This is a genomic window from Microbacterium deminutum (assembly GCF_039530205.1).
Lineage (GTDB): Bacteria > Actinomycetota > Actinomycetes > Actinomycetales > Microbacteriaceae > Microbacterium > Microbacterium deminutum.
Genome location: NZ_BAAAOG010000001.1, coordinates 1121025 through 1135988, shown reverse-complemented (window position 1 = coordinate 1135988; position 14964 = coordinate 1121025). Strand labels below are relative to the sequence as shown.

At 69.9% G+C, this 14964-nt stretch carries 14 protein-coding genes and 1 tRNA gene; 3 read left to right on the top strand and 12 right to left on the bottom strand.

Going from position 1 to position 14964, the window contains the following annotated elements; genetic code table 11:
* Positions 1 to 5 precede the first annotated feature (5 nt).
* The 5 genes from ABD212_RS05150 to ABD212_RS05130 all read right to left on the bottom strand — a co-directional run bounded on the left by ABD212_RS05150 (position 6) and on the right by ABD212_RS05130 (position 4773).
* A complete protein-coding gene (locus tag ABD212_RS05150) occupies positions 6 to 968 on the bottom strand; it encodes a helix-turn-helix transcriptional regulator (protein ID WP_344091882.1) in 963 nt (320 codons plus the stop codon).
* On the bottom strand, positions 965 to 1897 hold the full coding sequence (locus tag ABD212_RS05145) for a helix-turn-helix transcriptional regulator (protein WP_425561241.1): 933 nt from the start codon (positions 1895 to 1897) through the stop codon (positions 965 to 967). Before ABD212_RS05145 ends, ABD212_RS05150 begins: the two co-directional genes overlap by 4 nt.
* 207 nt (positions 1898 to 2104) lie before the next feature.
* The gene (locus ABD212_RS05140; protein ID WP_344091878.1) at positions 2105 to 3073 is read right to left on the bottom strand and encodes an FKBP-type peptidyl-prolyl cis-trans isomerase; all 969 of its coding nucleotides are present in this window, start codon (positions 3071 to 3073) and stop codon (positions 2105 to 2107) included.
* 9 nt (positions 3074 to 3082) lie between these two features.
* Positions 3083 to 4090, bottom strand: coding sequence for a tRNA (adenine-N1)-methyltransferase (locus ABD212_RS05135; RefSeq protein WP_344091876.1), 1008 nt, complete (start codon positions 4088 to 4090; stop codon positions 3083 to 3085).
* Positions 4087 to 4773 carry an HAD family hydrolase gene (locus ABD212_RS05130; protein WP_425561232.1) on the bottom strand — a complete coding sequence of 229 codons (687 nt, stop codon included), beginning with the start codon at positions 4771 to 4773 and terminating at the stop codon, positions 4087 to 4089. Before ABD212_RS05130 ends, ABD212_RS05135 begins: the two co-directional genes overlap by 4 nt.
* 132 nt (positions 4774 to 4905) lie before the next feature.
* On the opposite strand from ABD212_RS05130, the gene ABD212_RS05125 reads away from it, so the two are divergent.
* Positions 4906 to 5769: a PAC2 family protein gene (locus ABD212_RS05125; protein WP_344091874.1), complete on the top strand. Its 864-nt coding sequence runs from the start codon at positions 4906 to 4908 to the stop codon at positions 5767 to 5769.
* A 29-nt stretch (positions 5770 to 5798) separates the two neighbouring features.
* Here the strand turns inward: ABD212_RS05125 and ABD212_RS05120 are convergent, their stop codons facing one another.
* The 3 genes from ABD212_RS05120 to ABD212_RS05110 form a co-directional block, all read right to left on the bottom strand.
* Entirely contained in the window at positions 5799 to 6626 is an 828-nt protein-coding gene (locus tag ABD212_RS05120) for an undecaprenyl-diphosphate phosphatase (protein ID WP_344091872.1), read from the bottom strand.
* A 53-nt stretch (positions 6627 to 6679) separates the two neighbouring features.
* Positions 6680 to 7981, bottom strand: a complete 1302-nt coding sequence (locus ABD212_RS05115) for a M20/M25/M40 family metallo-hydrolase (protein ID WP_344091870.1) — start codon at positions 7979 to 7981, stop codon at positions 6680 to 6682.
* A 593-nt stretch (positions 7982 to 8574) separates the two neighbouring features.
* A tRNA-Leu gene (locus tag ABD212_RS05110) sits at positions 8575 to 8659 on the bottom strand.
* Positions 8660 to 8901: 242 nt separating this feature from the next.
* Here ABD212_RS05110 and ABD212_RS05105 point away from each other — a divergent pair.
* Positions 8902 to 9402, top strand: a complete 501-nt coding sequence (locus tag ABD212_RS05105) for a hypothetical protein (RefSeq protein WP_344091868.1) — start codon at positions 8902 to 8904, stop codon at positions 9400 to 9402.
* 28 nt (positions 9403 to 9430) lie between these two features.
* Here ABD212_RS05105 and ABD212_RS05100 read toward each other — a convergent pair whose 3' ends face one another.
* From ABD212_RS05100 to ABD212_RS05090, 3 genes are all read right to left on the bottom strand, one after another.
* Positions 9431 to 10519 carry a VIT1/CCC1 transporter family protein gene (locus ABD212_RS05100; protein WP_344091865.1) on the bottom strand — a complete coding sequence of 363 codons (1089 nt, stop codon included), beginning with the start codon at positions 10517 to 10519 and terminating at the stop codon, positions 9431 to 9433.
* A gap of 115 nt (positions 10520 to 10634) precedes the next feature.
* Positions 10635 to 11135: an SRPBCC family protein gene (locus ABD212_RS05095; RefSeq protein ID WP_344091863.1), complete on the bottom strand. Its 501-nt coding sequence runs from the start codon at positions 11133 to 11135 to the stop codon at positions 10635 to 10637.
* A 21-nt stretch (positions 11136 to 11156) separates the two neighbouring features.
* On the bottom strand, positions 11157 to 13064 hold the full coding sequence (locus tag ABD212_RS05090) for a DEAD/DEAH box helicase (protein ID WP_344091861.1): 1908 nt from the start codon (positions 13062 to 13064) through the stop codon (positions 11157 to 11159).
* Between the two features lie 154 nt (positions 13065 to 13218).
* Here ABD212_RS05090 and ABD212_RS05085 point away from each other — a divergent pair, with 154 nt between their 5' ends.
* Complete coding sequence (locus tag ABD212_RS05085) at positions 13219 to 14079, top strand: SGNH/GDSL hydrolase family protein (RefSeq protein ID WP_344091859.1); 861 nt, start codon at positions 13219 to 13221, stop codon at positions 14077 to 14079.
* 25 nt (positions 14080 to 14104) lie between these two features.
* Here the strand turns inward: ABD212_RS05085 and ABD212_RS05080 are convergent, their stop codons facing one another.
* Positions 14105 to 14917 carry a TrmH family RNA methyltransferase gene (locus tag ABD212_RS05080; protein ID WP_344091857.1) on the bottom strand — a complete coding sequence of 271 codons (813 nt, stop codon included), beginning with the start codon at positions 14915 to 14917 and terminating at the stop codon, positions 14105 to 14107.
* Positions 14918 to 14964 lie beyond the last annotated feature (47 nt).

Here is a 14964-nt window from a genome sequence, read left to right as displayed (position 1 = left end):
CGGGATCAGCGATACTGCGCGAGTCCCGCCTCGGCCCAGTCCGCCGCCGCGCGGCGCGCCCCGGCGGGTTCGAGGATCTCGACATCCCCGCCTCGGCGAGCGGCGAGGCGGCGCAGGCTCAGCTCGTCCGCGACCCGCATCGCGGCGACCAGCGGGTCGTCCGAGGTCTCGATCGTCGCTCGCTCGAGGTAGTCGCCGAGCAGCGGTGCGACGGAGGCCGGGAACCGGATCCGGGCGACCACGTCTCCGGCGTCGGCATCGAACCACCCCGGAACCGGATCCTGGCCGTGCGTGATCGGGGTGCCGGTGAGCTCGAGGTCGCTGACGCGGTCCAGGTGGAAGGTCCGCATCGCCTGACGCAGGTGACACCAGCCCTGCAGGTACCACTGTCCGTCGGCGATGTGGACCTTCACGGGGTCCACGGTGCGGGTGGTAGGCGGGGCATCCGGTGCCTTGTACGTGAACGAGACCGCCACCTGGCGCTGGAGGGCCGCGGCGACCGTGTCGCGCACCGCGTCGACCGGTCCGGGCGCGACGATCACATCCGCCGGCGTGCTCGACGCGCCGCGGGCGAGCTTCGCGAGCAGACCGGAGAACAGCTCGGTGTCGCCGACTCCCGGGATCGTCCGCGCGAGCTGCAGCCCCGCGAGCAGGGCCGCCGCCTCGCGGGCTGTGAGCTTCGGCGAGCGCTCGAGGCCGACCGAATTGGTGATGACGATAATGTCCCGCTCATCGAGCAGATCCCAGTCGATGTCGAACAGCTCGTTCGCCATCTGCCAGTAGCCGCCGTCGCCGGGCAGGCCGATCACCGTCAGCTTCTCGACCATCGATCGCATCTGCTCGGGGGTGACGTCGAACTCGTCGGCCGCTTCCAGGATCGAGACCTCGCCCTTGCCGATGAGGTACGGCACCAGCTGGAGCATGAGCGCAGCGCGGTCGGTGGCCAGCAGCGGGCGGCGGCGGGTCATGACGTGTCCCGGCTGTTGACGGCGCGCGCCAGCTCGAGCCGCGAGATCACCTGCGCAGTCAGCTCGGCGGGCTCGACGACACGGACCTCCGGTCCGTATGAGGCGAGCTCGTCGGCGAAGATGTTGATGTCGACGAACGACACATGGATGCCCTGCTCGGCGGGGGTGGACCGCCGGCTGAGCCGCAGTGCCGCCTCGGTGCCGGGGTTCACCTCGAGCAGCGCCGTGTTGCGGGCGGCGACCTGGTCGAGGCCGGCGAGAGCGCGATCTCCTGCGCCATCCCGCAGGGCCGGATCGAAGGACTGCCGGGTGATCTCGACCGGCCCGACGATGCGCGACAGCAGGAAGGTGCGATCCGCCGCTACATCGAGGTCGATTCCGAACACATGCCAGCGCGACTCGTAGTCCACGAGGGCGAGGGGCTGCAGACGCCGGATGCGGGGGGCGTCTTCGCCGGGCTTGAGGTAGGGGAACGTCACGACCCTCGTCTGCTCGATGGCCCGCTGCAGGATCGAGAACGACGGGTCGTGAACGCTGATACGCGGCGAGAAGCCGATGATCGGCTCGTCGATCGGGATGCCGAGAGCACGGATCTTGCGCAGGCCGCTGCGCGCGTCATCCGACATGGAGCTCTCGCTCCAGACGCCGCCGGCGAGATTCAGCAGGGCGAGCTCCGCAGGGGTGAACTCGATGTCTTCGGGAAGGGCGTACTCCGATGTCGGCACGCGATAGCGAGCTTCACGGAGATCATCGGGATCCGCCCAGTCGCCGATCGTCTCGATCGGGACGCCCAGGCCGCGGAGGCTCTCCTTGTCGCGCTCGAACATCTTCTCGAGCGCGTCCTTGGATGCGCCGGCATCGCTCTGCTCGCGATAACCCGCCACCGACGTGAGGATCGTGTCCTTGGTGAGCCCCTGCTCGGTCGCCATGAGCGCGACGACGAGGTTGACCAGCCGCTCCTCGGGCGGGTTCTTCACGGTCGTGTTCGCGGGCACTCACTCATCCTAGAGTCGGGTCGGATCAATGCGAGCGCAGCCCGCGTTGATGCGACCCGACTCTGGATTGGGCAGCGGGCGAAGCCCGCGTGTCGAAATCTCATACGAACGGCGTCGAGGCCGCCGAAGCCCACCGAGCGGCTACTGGGTGGTGGTCGCCGGGGCGTCCAGACCAAGGATGTCCACAACGAACACCAGTGTCGAGCCGGCCGGGATCGAGCCCTGCGCCTGGTCGCCATACCCCTTGTCGGGTGGCACGACCACCATGATCTGGGACCCCACCGTGGCGCCCTTCAGAGCCGTTGCCAACCCGGGCACGACGGAGTCGAGCGTGATCGACTTCGGCTCACCGTCCCACGTCGTGTCGAACACCGTCTTGGCGTCCCACAGCACACCGGTGTAGTGGACACGCACCGGCACGTCGCCGGTCACGACCTCGCCGTCGCCCTTCTTGAGGGTCTGCACCGCCAGCTTCGTCGGCGGGGCGCCGTCGGGCACGATGATCCCGGGGCGGCCGTCGGGCGCGCGCACCACCGTGGGGAGTCCCTGGCCGGTGTTGTAGACGTTCGAACCGTCCGCCTTCGGCAGATAGACCTTCCGCAGGTCGATGACCGCGACGGCCGACTCGTCACCGGCGAGTCCGATGCTCGCCGCCGTCTGGGCCTCCACCCCGCCCGGCGGCACGGCCAGCACGACGCGGGAGCCCTCCGTCGCGCAGTGCAGCGCGTCGCCCATCTTTGGGAACAGGCCGGACAGAGCCGAGACAGGGCGCACCGAGGTCAGATCGCCCGAGTACCCGGTCTTGGCGACGACCTCGCCCGTCTTGCCGCTGACGACGGAGATGTCGACCACGACGAGCTGCTTGTCGCTCGTGATCGGCGTGCCATCGCCCGTCTCGACATCCTGGAACGAAACGTCTGTGGTGTGGAACGGCGTGCGCACATCGACCTGGGGCGCGGCATCGGTCGACCCGGAGACCTTGATGAGGTCCATCACGTCCTGATCCGGCACTGCCGGGCGGGTGCACCCCGATGCGCCGGGCATCGAGCAGCCGGTCAGTGAGACGACGGCGAGGGTGAGGACCGCGAGGGCAGCGGGGATCTTGCGCACCGGACAATCCTAGACGGAAGGTTCGGCAGTCTCCGCCGAGCCGGCCGCCAGTCGCGCCCCGTCGGCGGCCCGCTGCGCCTCGCGAACGCGCTTGCGGAGGTTCTTGTCGGTGATCTGCCGGTCGCCGACCGCGCCGGGGGTCCACAGTTCCACGTCCTCGTCGCCGTAGCTCGACTTCGAGGCGCGGCGCTTGACCTCGGGCGGGACGGCGCCGGGTGCGAGCCGGCGCGCCCACAGCAGGAAGCCGGTGTGGGCGATCATCCGATGATCGGGACGGACCGCGAGGCCTTCGACATGCCACCCGCGCACCATCGTCTCGCTCGCCTCAGGGTCGGTGAACAGACCGGTCCCCCGGATGAACTCGGCGACACGGCTCAGCTGGGTGGCCGTCGCGATGTAGCAGAGCACGACTCCTCCGGGTGTGAGCGCGTCGGCGACGACGTCGATGCACTCCCACGGCGCCAGCATGTCGAGGATGACACGGTCGACGGATGCCGCAGCCACCGTCTCGGGCAGCGATTCGACGAGATCGCCGACCACGACATCCCAGTTCTCGGGCATTCCCCCGAGGTACGTTTCGACGTTCGCACGCGCCACGTCGGCGAACTCAGCTCTTCGCTCGAACGAGATGAGGCGTCCGCTCGACCCCGTTGCGCGCAGCAGCCAGAGCGAGAGCGCGCCCGATCCGACGCCCGCCTCGACGACCACAGCGCCGGGGAACACGTCTGCCTCGGCGAGGATCTGCGCGGCATCCTTCGGGTAAACGATGGCGGCGCCGCGCGGCATCGACATCACGAAGTCGCGCAGGAGCGGGCGCAGCGCCAGATACTCGTGGCCCGCACTGTTCGCGACGACCGACCCGTCTGGCTGCCCGATGAGCGCCGTGTGGCGGAGCACGCCGTGGTGGGTGTGCAGCTCGCCGTCCTGGCGAAGGGTGATGGTGGACAGGCGTCCCTTGGGTCCGGTCAGCTGCACGCGGTCGCCGATGCGGAACGGTCCACTGGGTCGTTCGGTCATCGTACGGGCTCCTTCGCGCTGAAATGAGCCGTGTGGACCGCGGCGACATCCGCCGCGGTGCGGCCTTCGAGCGTCGGCCACACAGCGTGGGCGCCCGCCCCGGCGATCGAGACCATCAGGGGAACGCCGATCACGGCCGCGCCGGATGCGACCGCGGACCGCAGCCCGTTGGGCGAGTCCTCGATGGCGACCGTCTCGGCCGGTGTCACGCCGAGGGCATCGCACGCCTGCAGGTAGGGATCGGGGAAGGGCTTCGGCCGCGTCGCGTCGTCGCCCGCGATCACCACATCGAACGCCTCGAAGTCGATGAGGTCCACGACGGTGTCGGCCATCCGGCGCATCGACATCGTCACCAGGGCCGTCTTGATGCCGGATTCCCGCAATCCGGCGAGCAGCTCGCGCGCACCGGGGCGGAAGGGCACGCCCGTCTGCGAGAGCTGTCGCATGACGTCGTCGGTGAGACGGTCGATGATGTCGCGGACACCCATCCGCACCCCCGCCTCCTGGAAGATGCGCGCGGAATCCTCGAGCCCGAGTCCGACCAGGGCCAGCGCCTGTTCGTGCGACCAGGTGCCGCCGAAGCTCTCGACGAGCGGAGTCTCGGCTGCCATCCAGTACGGCTCGGTGTCCACGAGGGTCCCGTCCATGTCCCAGAGGACGGCGGCGAGCGAGGGGGGAGTCACCCGTCCATGCTATCGACCGCCTCGTCCGCCCCTGGCGGGGGCGTGTCGAAGGGCTCGCGGGGCGGGGGGCCCCGCCTGGGGAGCGCGGGCCTATCCTGGAAGGAACCCTTTCGGGCCGGTGGAGGAGGTCGCGTGGACGGACTGGGACGCCGAGTGCTGGTGACCGCGTTCGACGGATGGAACGACGCGGGCGAGGCCGCGTCGTCCGCGATCAGTCACCTGCGCGCGAACGGGAGCTACGAGACGGTCTTCTCGATCGACCCCGAGCTCTACTTCGACTACCAGTACACGCGTCCGCATGTGTCGATCGACGGAGAGGGCAAGCGGGTGCTGGCCTGGCCCGAGGCCACCCTCCTCAAGCCTGCGCGTCACACCCGGGGCACGCAGCTGTGGCTGCTGACCGGGGTGGAACCGGCACGCGCATGGCAGGCATTCGCCGCGGAGTTCATCGACGTCGCCCTGCGTGAGGACATCACCGGGATGGTCTCAATCGGCTCGATGATGTCGGATGTACCGCACACCCGGCCGATCTCGGTCTTCGCGGGCAGCGACAGCGAGCAGCTGCGCACGTCGCTTCAGCTCGAGCGCAGCACGTACGAGGGTCCCGTCGGGATCCTCAGCGTGCTCGGGCACGCGGCCGATGCCGCCGGCATCCCTTCGGCGAGCCTGTGGGCGAGCGTTCCGCACTATGTCGCCGGCCACACGCCCTCGCCCAAGGCGACTCTCGCGCTTCTCGACCGGCTCGAAGACCTCACCGGCGCGCCGGTCCCCCGCGGGGACCTGTCGGCCGAGGCGGCGGCGTGGGAGGCCTCGATCGACGCCGCCGCGGCAGACGACGAAGAGATGACCGAGTACATCCGCCAGCTCGAGCGCACCCGTGACACGTGGGACTCCCCCGAGGCCTCGGGCGATGCGATCGCGCAGGAGTTCGAGCGCTATCTCCGCCGAGGCGGCGACGGCCCGTCCAAGCCGGGGCGCGACGACCCGCGGCGATAGCGGGTCGCCGGCCCGACGGCCGGGCAGGCTCAAAGGGGCTGGATGACGCCCGTCGCGAGCAGCACGAGCACCAGCGTCCCCAGCGCGACGCGGTAGATGACGAACGGCAGGAAGCTGTGCCTCGAGATCCAGCTCATCAGGAACGCGATCACTCCCAGCGCCACGATGAACGCCACTCCCGTCGCGACCGCGGTCTCGCCCAGGGTGAAGACCCCAGGCTGGTCCCAGCTCTTGTAGAGCTCGAAGAAGCCGCTTCCCAGCACTGCGGGGATGGCGAGCAGGAACGCATAGCGTGCTGCGGCAGGTCGCTCGTAGCCCATGAACAGTCCGGCGGTGATCGTGCCGCCCGACCGTGAGACACCGGGGATCAGCGCGAGCGACTGCGCGAGCCCGTAGATGATGCCGTGCCCGATCGTGAGGTCTTCGAGCTTGCGGTTCTTGGCGCCGACGAGATCGGCGATGCCGAGCAGCACGCCGAACAGGATCAGCATCCCGGCGATGAGCCACAGCGACCGGAAGATCGTCTCGATCTGCTTCTGGAAGAGCAGCCCCAGCACCACGATCGGAATGGTGCCGATGATGATCAGCCAACCCATGCGCGCATCCGGGTCGTTGCGCGGGATGCGGCCGAACAGCGCGCGGAACCAGTGGCCCACGATGCGGACGATATCGCGCCAGAAGAATACGATGACCGCCGCTTCGGTGCCGATCTGCGTGATCGCGGTGAAAGCTGCGCCCGGATCCTGAGCGGACGGCAGGAACTCGCCGACGATGCGCAGGTGCGCGCTCGACGAGATGGGAAGGAACTCGGTGAGGCCTTGGACAAGGCCGAGGATGATCGCCTCGAGGAGGAGCATGGGCGGCGCCTTTCGTTCCGGGAAGCCTCGGGAAGGGGCATCCGGGGGTGTCGTCAGTAGGTGCGGAGCAGGTCGGTGAGAACGGTTCGGCCGAAGACGAGTGCGTCGAGCGGGACGCGCTCGTCGACGCCGTGGAACATGCCGGTGAAGTCGAGGTCGGCCGGGAGCCGCAGGGGTGCGAAGCCGTAGCCCGCGATCCCGAGGTATGCCAGCGCCTTGTTGTCGGTGCCACCGCCCATGAGGTACGGAATGACGGGAGCACCCGGGTCGTGCCGGTGGAGGGCCGCCACCATCGCGTCGACGAGGTCGCCCTCGTACGGCACCTCGAGACCGATGTCCTGATGGACGATCTCGACGTCGACGTCGTCGCCTACGATGCGCCGGATGTGGTCGAGCGCGTCGTCCTCAGTGCCGGGCAGGGTGCGCACGTCGATGAGCGCCTCGGCACGGTCGGGAATCACGTTGTGCTTGTACCCGGCGGTGAGACCGGTCGGGTTCGTCGTCGTCCGCAGGGTGGCGCGAAGGAATCCGGATGCCGCGCCCGTTCTCGCCGCCAGTGCGTCGGCGTCGTCGGATGCCGTGCCGCTGATGTCGCTGAGGCGCGCGATCATCTCGCGGGTCGTGTCGGTGAGGTGCACCGGCCATTCGGTGCGACCGAGCGCCGCCACGGCGGCCGCGAGCTTCGTGACGGCGTTGTCGCCGTGGAAGCTCGATCCGTGGGCCGCACGCCCGCGTGCGACGAGCCGGATCCAGACGAGCGCCTTCTCGCCGACCTGCAGGAGGTAGGCGCGCCGGTCGCCGACCGTGATCGAGTAGCCGCCGACCTCGCTGATCGCCTCGGTGGCGCCCGCGAACCACTCCGGCCGGTCCTTGACGACGAGCGCGGATCCTTCTACGCCGCCGTTCTCTTCATCGGCGAAGAACGCGAGCACGAGGTCGCGTTCGGGCTGGTCACCCGAGCGCAGGATGTCGGCGACCGAGGTGAGGATCATGGCATCCATGTCCTTCATGTCGACCGCACCGCGGCCCCACAGCATGCCATCGCCGATCTTCCCCGCGAACGGATCGACGGTCCAGTCATCGGCGATCGCGGGAACGACGTCCAGGTGACCGTGCAGGACCAGTGCCGGCTTTTCGCGGTTGCGACCGGGAACGCGAGCCATGACGTTGGTGCGGCGGGGAATCGGCTCGTAGAACTGCGGAGAGAGGCCGAGCGCCGACAGATACGCGCCGACGTACTCGGCCGCTTCGCGCTCGCCGGCGGCGCGGCCGCCGCCGTGATTCGTCGTGTCGAAACGGATCAGATCGCGAGCGACAGAGACCACCTCGGGAAGCGCGAGGTCGGGCGAGAGCATGCCGACTACGCTACCTGGCTCGATGGGCGCTCCCGTGACGGCGAGGTTACGCGCGCCTGCTCAGACGCGGTCCCTCCGCTGAGAAAAGACTCAGACTCTCGCGCGACACCTGCGCATCGGGGTGCGCGAGGGGTGAGGGCCGTGCCTCGTCGCCTGGCGCCCCGGCGGTGCCGCCGCGCGTGCGCCGCCGCCGCAGTCCGGGCGCGCTCGGCGTGGTGAGAAACCACATCCGCGCCGAAAAACCGGATTCGCGCTGAGGACTGCCGCCATGCGTGATGTCTCGGCGCGCAAGCGCTTTCTCGGCTTCGACCTGGGGTGGCCCGGGCTGTACGTGATCGGACTCGGGAGTGCCAGCGATCCTTGGGAGCCACGGAGCGGGCGCGCTCGCCGTAGCGCGACGAGAATCACATTCCGGCCGGGAAACCACATCCGCGCCCAGAATCACGGCACCGCGCGATGTCTGTGCGCGGAACTGGTTTCTCAGTGTGGACGGGGCGACCGGGGCGCTGCGCGAGGGCCCGGGGGGGTTCGCGGCTCGGCCGTGTGCCCGGAAACGGCTGAAGGCCCCCTTTCGGGGGCCTTCAGCCGTTCTGTGCGCGAGGGGGGACTTGAACCCCCACGCCCTATACGGGCACTAGCACCTCAAGCTAGCGCGTCTACCTATTCCGCCACCCGCGCAGGTGGTTTCGGTTTCGCAACCGAGGATCGACATTACCATGTCCGCGCGGACACGCAGAATCGGCGCCAGTCCGTCGCAACGTCGATCGCCGGCCGGCGGCGCCTGCTCGGCCCTCTCTTGCGGGGGCGTGGGGCGACTGCCATCCTGGCGGTTCCACGCAGTACTTCGACGGCGATTCCGCTGCGACCTGCTACCCAGTCATCGGCAACGTGAACGGCACCGCCTGCACCTGGAGGTAGTCATGGCATTCCGAACACGCGGCCGTATCGTCGCCGCCGCTCTTCTCACCGCTGTCCTGTCAACCGGGGCGCTGCCCGCGCAGGCCGCGGCGCCCTTCGATCTCGTGTTTCCGGCCGGGCAGGCGTGCTCATTCGAGCTGGGGCTGAACATCGCTCCGAGCGGGCACACGATCTACAGGGAGTTCAAGGGCGCGGATGGGAGGGTCCGGACGATCGATGCCGGCAAGGGACACGCGCTGACCTTCACGAATGTCTCGACGGGCGCTTCCGTCTCGACGAGAAGCGACCTCTATGCGACCACGACGACCAGACACGCGGACGGCTCATCCACCGTGGTGAGCATCGGGCACAATCTGATCATCCTCTTTCCGACCGATATTCCCGCCGGTCCGTCGACCAAGATCTACATCGGCGCCGTGACCTACACGTCGACCGCCGAAGGAGTCTTCACGATCACGGGTTCGTGGGGGAAGACCAGGGACATATGCGCTGAGCTGGACTAGAAGCGGACCGGCGGTCGAGCGCGCCGGCTCAGCCCATCGAGACGCCGAACAGGAGTCCGAGGACGTAGGTGATGGTCGCCGCGCCGTAGCCGATCAGCAGCTGGCGCACCGCGCGACGCAGCGGCGGGCCGCCCGAAAGCAGACCCACGGCCGCGCCGGTGGCCAGGAGCGCGATGCCGACGAGCACGAGTGCGGTCACCACCGCGGCAACGCCCGAGAGACCGAAGATCCACGGCAGCACCGGGATGATCGCGCCCGACGCGAAGAACAGGAAGCTCGAGAGGGCTGCGCGCCACGCGCTTCCCACCACCTCGTGGTCGTCGACGGCCTCCGCGGGGCGTGTATAGGGCATCGACCGGTCCGCATCGTGGGCGGCCGAGACGACTCCGCGCGCACGCTCGAGAGCCTCGGCCTCCGGCATCCCTCGCGTTCGATAGACGAGGGCGAGCTCGTTCGCGTCGAGATCGAGGTCGGGCAGCACGTTGTCGGCGAAGTTGTTCGGTTCGGTGGCCTCGAGCAGTTCGCGCTGCGACCGCACCGACACGAACTCCCCTGCGCCCATCGAAAGCGCCCCCGCGAGCAGCCCGGCGATGCCGCTGAACAGCACGAACTGCGCCGACACGCCGGTCGCACCGACGCCCATCACCAGGGCGAGGTTCGAGACGAGCCCGTCGTTGGCCCCGAAGACGGCGGCCCGGAACGTTCCCGACAGCCGGCGCCTGCCCCGTGCGGCGAGGCCGCGGACGACCTCGTGGTGGATCTTCTCGTCGGCGGCCATGGCGGGCGTCGCGAAGGGCTCCGTCTCGTAGGGCGATCGCGCCTCGGCGTTCTGGGCGAGCGCGAGGACGAAGATCGACCCGAAACGTCTTGCCAGCCACCCGATGAGCACCGTGCCGGCGTCGGGCCGCGGCAAGTGCGAGGGCTCGCCGCCGAGAAGGGTGAGCCAGTGCGCTTCGTGACGGCCTTCCGCCTCGACGAGCGCCAGCAGGATGTCGCGCTCCTCGCCGTCGCGGCGCGCGGCGAGCTGGCGGTAGACCTGTGCCTCGGCACGCTCGTTGACGAGGTACTTCGCCCACCGACGCCGGTCGCGGGACGTGGGCTGGGCGGGCGCGCTCAAGGAAGCCTCCGATGCGGCGGTGTGCTGCGGGACCCCTCCACGCTACTGAGGGCGCGGTGCGCGGACCTCGCGCAGCCGCGGGATTGCCAGCATTTCGGGATTCCGAACGCCGCGGTCAGGGCGTGCTCAGCGCAGCGCGCAACCCTCGCTCGCCCTGCCGCATGACGTGTGCGTGCGCATGCTCGAAGACCGGCCGGAGCACGAAGGCGGTGGCGTTCATCCAGCGGCGCTCGGTCGCGACATCCCAGTGGAACGTGACGACGGATGCCGCATCCCCCGCCGCCTCGACAGCCACGCTCCCCGCTCCCCGGAGGTCGCCGGCGCTCGCCGCGGAGAGGAAGCGACCGTCCTCGACGCCGGTGAGCGTGAGGTGGACCCGCAGGGCGTAGCCGAGGGGGCTGCGGACGTGGAGTGCCATCCCCTCACCGACCGCGATCCTGCGCGGCGGTTCGACAGACACCGACCGCCACCACGTCGCGACGGCGCCGCGCTGAGAGCCGGCGACCGACTCCGTGCGGGCCGCGGGCGGCGTGATCATCCGCACGAGCTCGGCCCAGCAGCGCGGCGCGGATGCCGGCACGCGCCAGACCGACACGAACGAGTAGGCCGTGCCCATCCCCGGAGTCTACGGCGACCGTCAGGACCGGACTCGGCTGCGCAGCAGGTCGATGCGCGCCTGCAGCTGCGTCACCGTCGCATGCGAGACGGCGGGCCCGCCGCACAGTCGTCGCAGCTCGGCGTGCACCGCGCCGTGAGGCTCGCTCGACTGGCGCGCGTAGAGCCCGACGAGGCTGTTGAGCAGCTGCCGCTGCTCCTTGAGCGTGCGGTGCAGCGGTGCGGGAACCGCGGACTCGGCCCCTCCCCCGGGCTCGGCCTCGCGGGCTTCGCGGGCACGGCGATGCCTGCCCTGTCGCGCTTGGCGCTGAAGCAGCAGCTCATGGACGTGCTCCGGCTCGAGGAGTCCTGGAAGCCCGAGGAACTCCTCCTCCTCGGGCGTGCCGGGCACGGCGAGCTGCCCGAAGTCGCTCCCGTCGAACAGCACCCGGTCGAAATGGGCGAGCGATCCGAGCGCCTGATAGGTGAACTCCGCCGTGAGCGCGTCGGAGGCCCTGTCATCGCGCTCGGCGGCATCCATCAGGTCTTCTTCGGTGTTCCAGTCGTCATCGTCGCTCTCGCGGTCGAGGGCGTGGTCGCGCTGGCGCTCGAGCTCACCGGCGAGGGCGAGCAGCTGGGGGACGTTCGGCAGGAACACGCTCGCAGTCTCGCCGCGGCGCCGCGCACGCACGAACCGGCCGATCGCCTGGGCGAAGAACAGCGGCGTCGAAGCGGATGTCGCGTATACGCCGACCGCCAGCCGCGGTACGTCGACGCCCTCCGACACCATCCTGACGGCGACCATCCAGCGGCTCGTCGAACCCGCGAACGCCTCGATCCGCGCCGAGGCTTCGGCCTCGTCGGAGAGGACGACGGCCGGATCCTCTCCCGTGATGCCCCGGAGGATCCCGGCGTAGGCGCGTGCAGCGGTCTGATCCGTCGCGATGACGAGGCCCCCGGCATCCGGGATCTGGTCGCGCACCTCGGTGAGCCGGCGGTCCGCCGACCGCAGCACCACCGGAATCCAGTCCCCTTCGGGATCCAGCGCGGTGCGCCAGGCCTGGGCGGTGATGTCCTTGGTGTTGTCCTGCCCGAGCTGCGCCTCCATCTCGTCACCGGTTCTGGTGCGCCAGCGCATCCGGCCGGCATAGACCAGGAAGATGACCGGCCGCACGACGCCGTCCTCGAGCGCGCGGCGATAGCCGTAGCTGAAGTCGGTGCGGGAGAGGTGGATGCCGCGCTCGTCGGGGTGATACTCCACGAACGGGATGGGGGCGGTGTCGCTGCGGAACGGGGTGCCGGACAGCAGCAGGCGGCGCGTGGCCCCGCGGTAGGCCTCGCGGAGGGCATCTCCCCAGCTGAGCGCGTCCCCGCCGTGGTGCACCTCGTCGAGGATCACGAGGGTTCGCGCATCCATGATGAGGCGCTCGTGGACGGATGCCTTGACCGCGACCTGCGCGTAGGTCACGGCGACGCCGTGGTACTGCCGCGCGGGCACCGAGTGACGGTTGCTGAAGGACGGATCGAGTCTGATCGACACCCGGGATGCGGCATCCGCCCACTGCGTCTTGAGATGCTCCGTGGGCGCCACCACGACGATCCGGTCGATCACGCGCCGACGCATGAGCTCGCTCGCGAGCCGGAGTGCGAACGTGGTCTTGCCGGCTCCCGGGGTCGCTGCAGCGAGGAAGTCCCGCGGGCCCGAGCCCGGGCCGTCCGGACCGTCGAGGCTGAAGTAGAGGTCGAGCGCCTCGGCCTGCCATGCCCGCAGGCGCTGTGCGGTGCCCCACGGGGCGCGTTGGGGGTAGGACGGCGAGAGATGATCGGCAGCCCTCCCGCCGAGCTGGGAAGGCGGAGCAGCGAACGTCCCGAGGCGGCCGTCATCGCCGGGGTACGCCTCCGCATCGTGAACCGTCGGCGTCGGGTCCGCGAGGAGCGCGTCGTCTTCCATCGGCCCTCCCGCCCGTCGCCCACGCCTGCCGCGCACAACGAGTCACCACCCTAGACGAGCCCGGTGACACCACGGCTCGAGGTCGAGGGCGCCGCGCGTCGCCCTGCCGCTGCGGCGATACGCTGAAATACGGTCACGAACCGGGAGAACACGAATGCCGACGAGCGAAGACAACCGAACCCCCTACATCGCGAACCCCCAGCCGCACCCGTGGCGCCGGTACGTCGCGCTGGGCGACTCGTTCACCGAAGGAATCGGCGACCCCGAACCGCATCTGCCCGGAGGCCACCGCGGGTGGGCGGACCGCGTCGCGGAGGTGCTGTCACAGCAGGTCGGCGACTTCGCCTACGCGAACCTCGCGGTGCGCGGGAAGCTCATCAGGCAGGTTGTAGACACCCAGATCGACCCGGCGATCGCCTTGAAGCCGGACCTCATCACGTTCTCGGCAGGCGGCAACGACGTCATCCGCCCCGGTGCCGACCCGGATGCCGTCGCGCAGCTGTTCGAGGATGCCGTCGTACGCCTCTCGCAGGACGGGGCGACCCTGGTCGTTTTCACCGGAATCGACACGGACTTCACCCCGGTTTTCCGCGGAATCCGCGGGAGGGTGGCGATCTACAACGAGAACATCCGCGCCATCGCCGACAAATACGACTGCATCGTGGCCGACCAGTGGGCGTTGAAGGAGGTGCAGGACATGCGGTTCTTCGACGACGACCGCCTGCACTACAACGCTCTGGGCCATCACGAGGTCGCCCGCATGGTGCTGCGGGCGCTGAACGTCCCGAACGATCTCCAGCCGATGCAACCGGATCCCCTGCCCAGCCGCACGTGGCGTGAGGCGCGCGCGGTCGACCTGGTGTGGGCGCGCGAGTATCTCGTGCCGTGGGTGCTGCGGCGGCTGCGCCACCAGTCGTCGGGCGACGAGATCACCGCGAAGCGGCCGGATCCGCTGCCGATGACCACGCTCGCGCCGGGAAGGGATGCCGGCGACCCGCCCCGCGAGACGGTCTAGGTTCGCCCGGCGCCGAACCGCAGAGTCAAGGGGCCGGCTGTCGCAGCGCCCACAGCGCGACGGCACTCGCGGCCGCGACGTTGAGCGAGTCGACGCCTCCCGCCATCGGGATCGTCACGACCGTGTCGGCCGCCGCGAGCGCGCGGCGACTCAGCCCGTCCCCCTCGGCGCCGAACAGCAGCGCGACGCGCTCCGGCCGGTCGGCGGCGAACGCGTCGAGCGACGCGGCGCCCTCCGCAAGAGCGAGCGCGGCCAGGTGCAGGCCCGCGTCGTGCAGGATGCCGCGGGCCTCCGTCCACTCCGGCAGCCGTGTCCAGGGCACCTGGAAGACCGTGCCCATGCTGACCCGCACGCTGCGGCGGTACAGCGGATCCGCGCACCGCGGGCTGACGAGCACCGCGTCCGCGCCGAGTCCGGCCGCCGCGCGGAAGATCGCTCCCACGTTCGTGTGGTCGACGATGTCCTCGAGGACCACGACGAGCCGGGCACCGGCGACGACCTCGGCCACCGGCGCGAGCGGCGGCCGATGCATCGCCGCCAGGGCGCCCCGATGCACCGCATATCCGGTGAGATGCTCGGCGACGTGGGATTCGACGACGAAGACGGGCGTCTCGGGGCGTCCGGCGGCCAGCACCTCCATCTCCGGCAGCCACTTCTCCTGCACGAGGAACGACCGCGGTCGATGCCCGGCGGCGAGCGCCCGCGCGATCACCTTCGCGGACTCGGCCATGTAGAGGCCACCAGAGGGCTCGAGGATCCGGCGCAGCGCGACATCCGTCAGATCGCGGTAGTCGGCGAGGCGATCGTCGTCCGCCGACCCGACCCGTTCGATGCGCACGGCACCACTCTGGCAGATGGCCGTAACATCCCCGAAAACCGCGACCC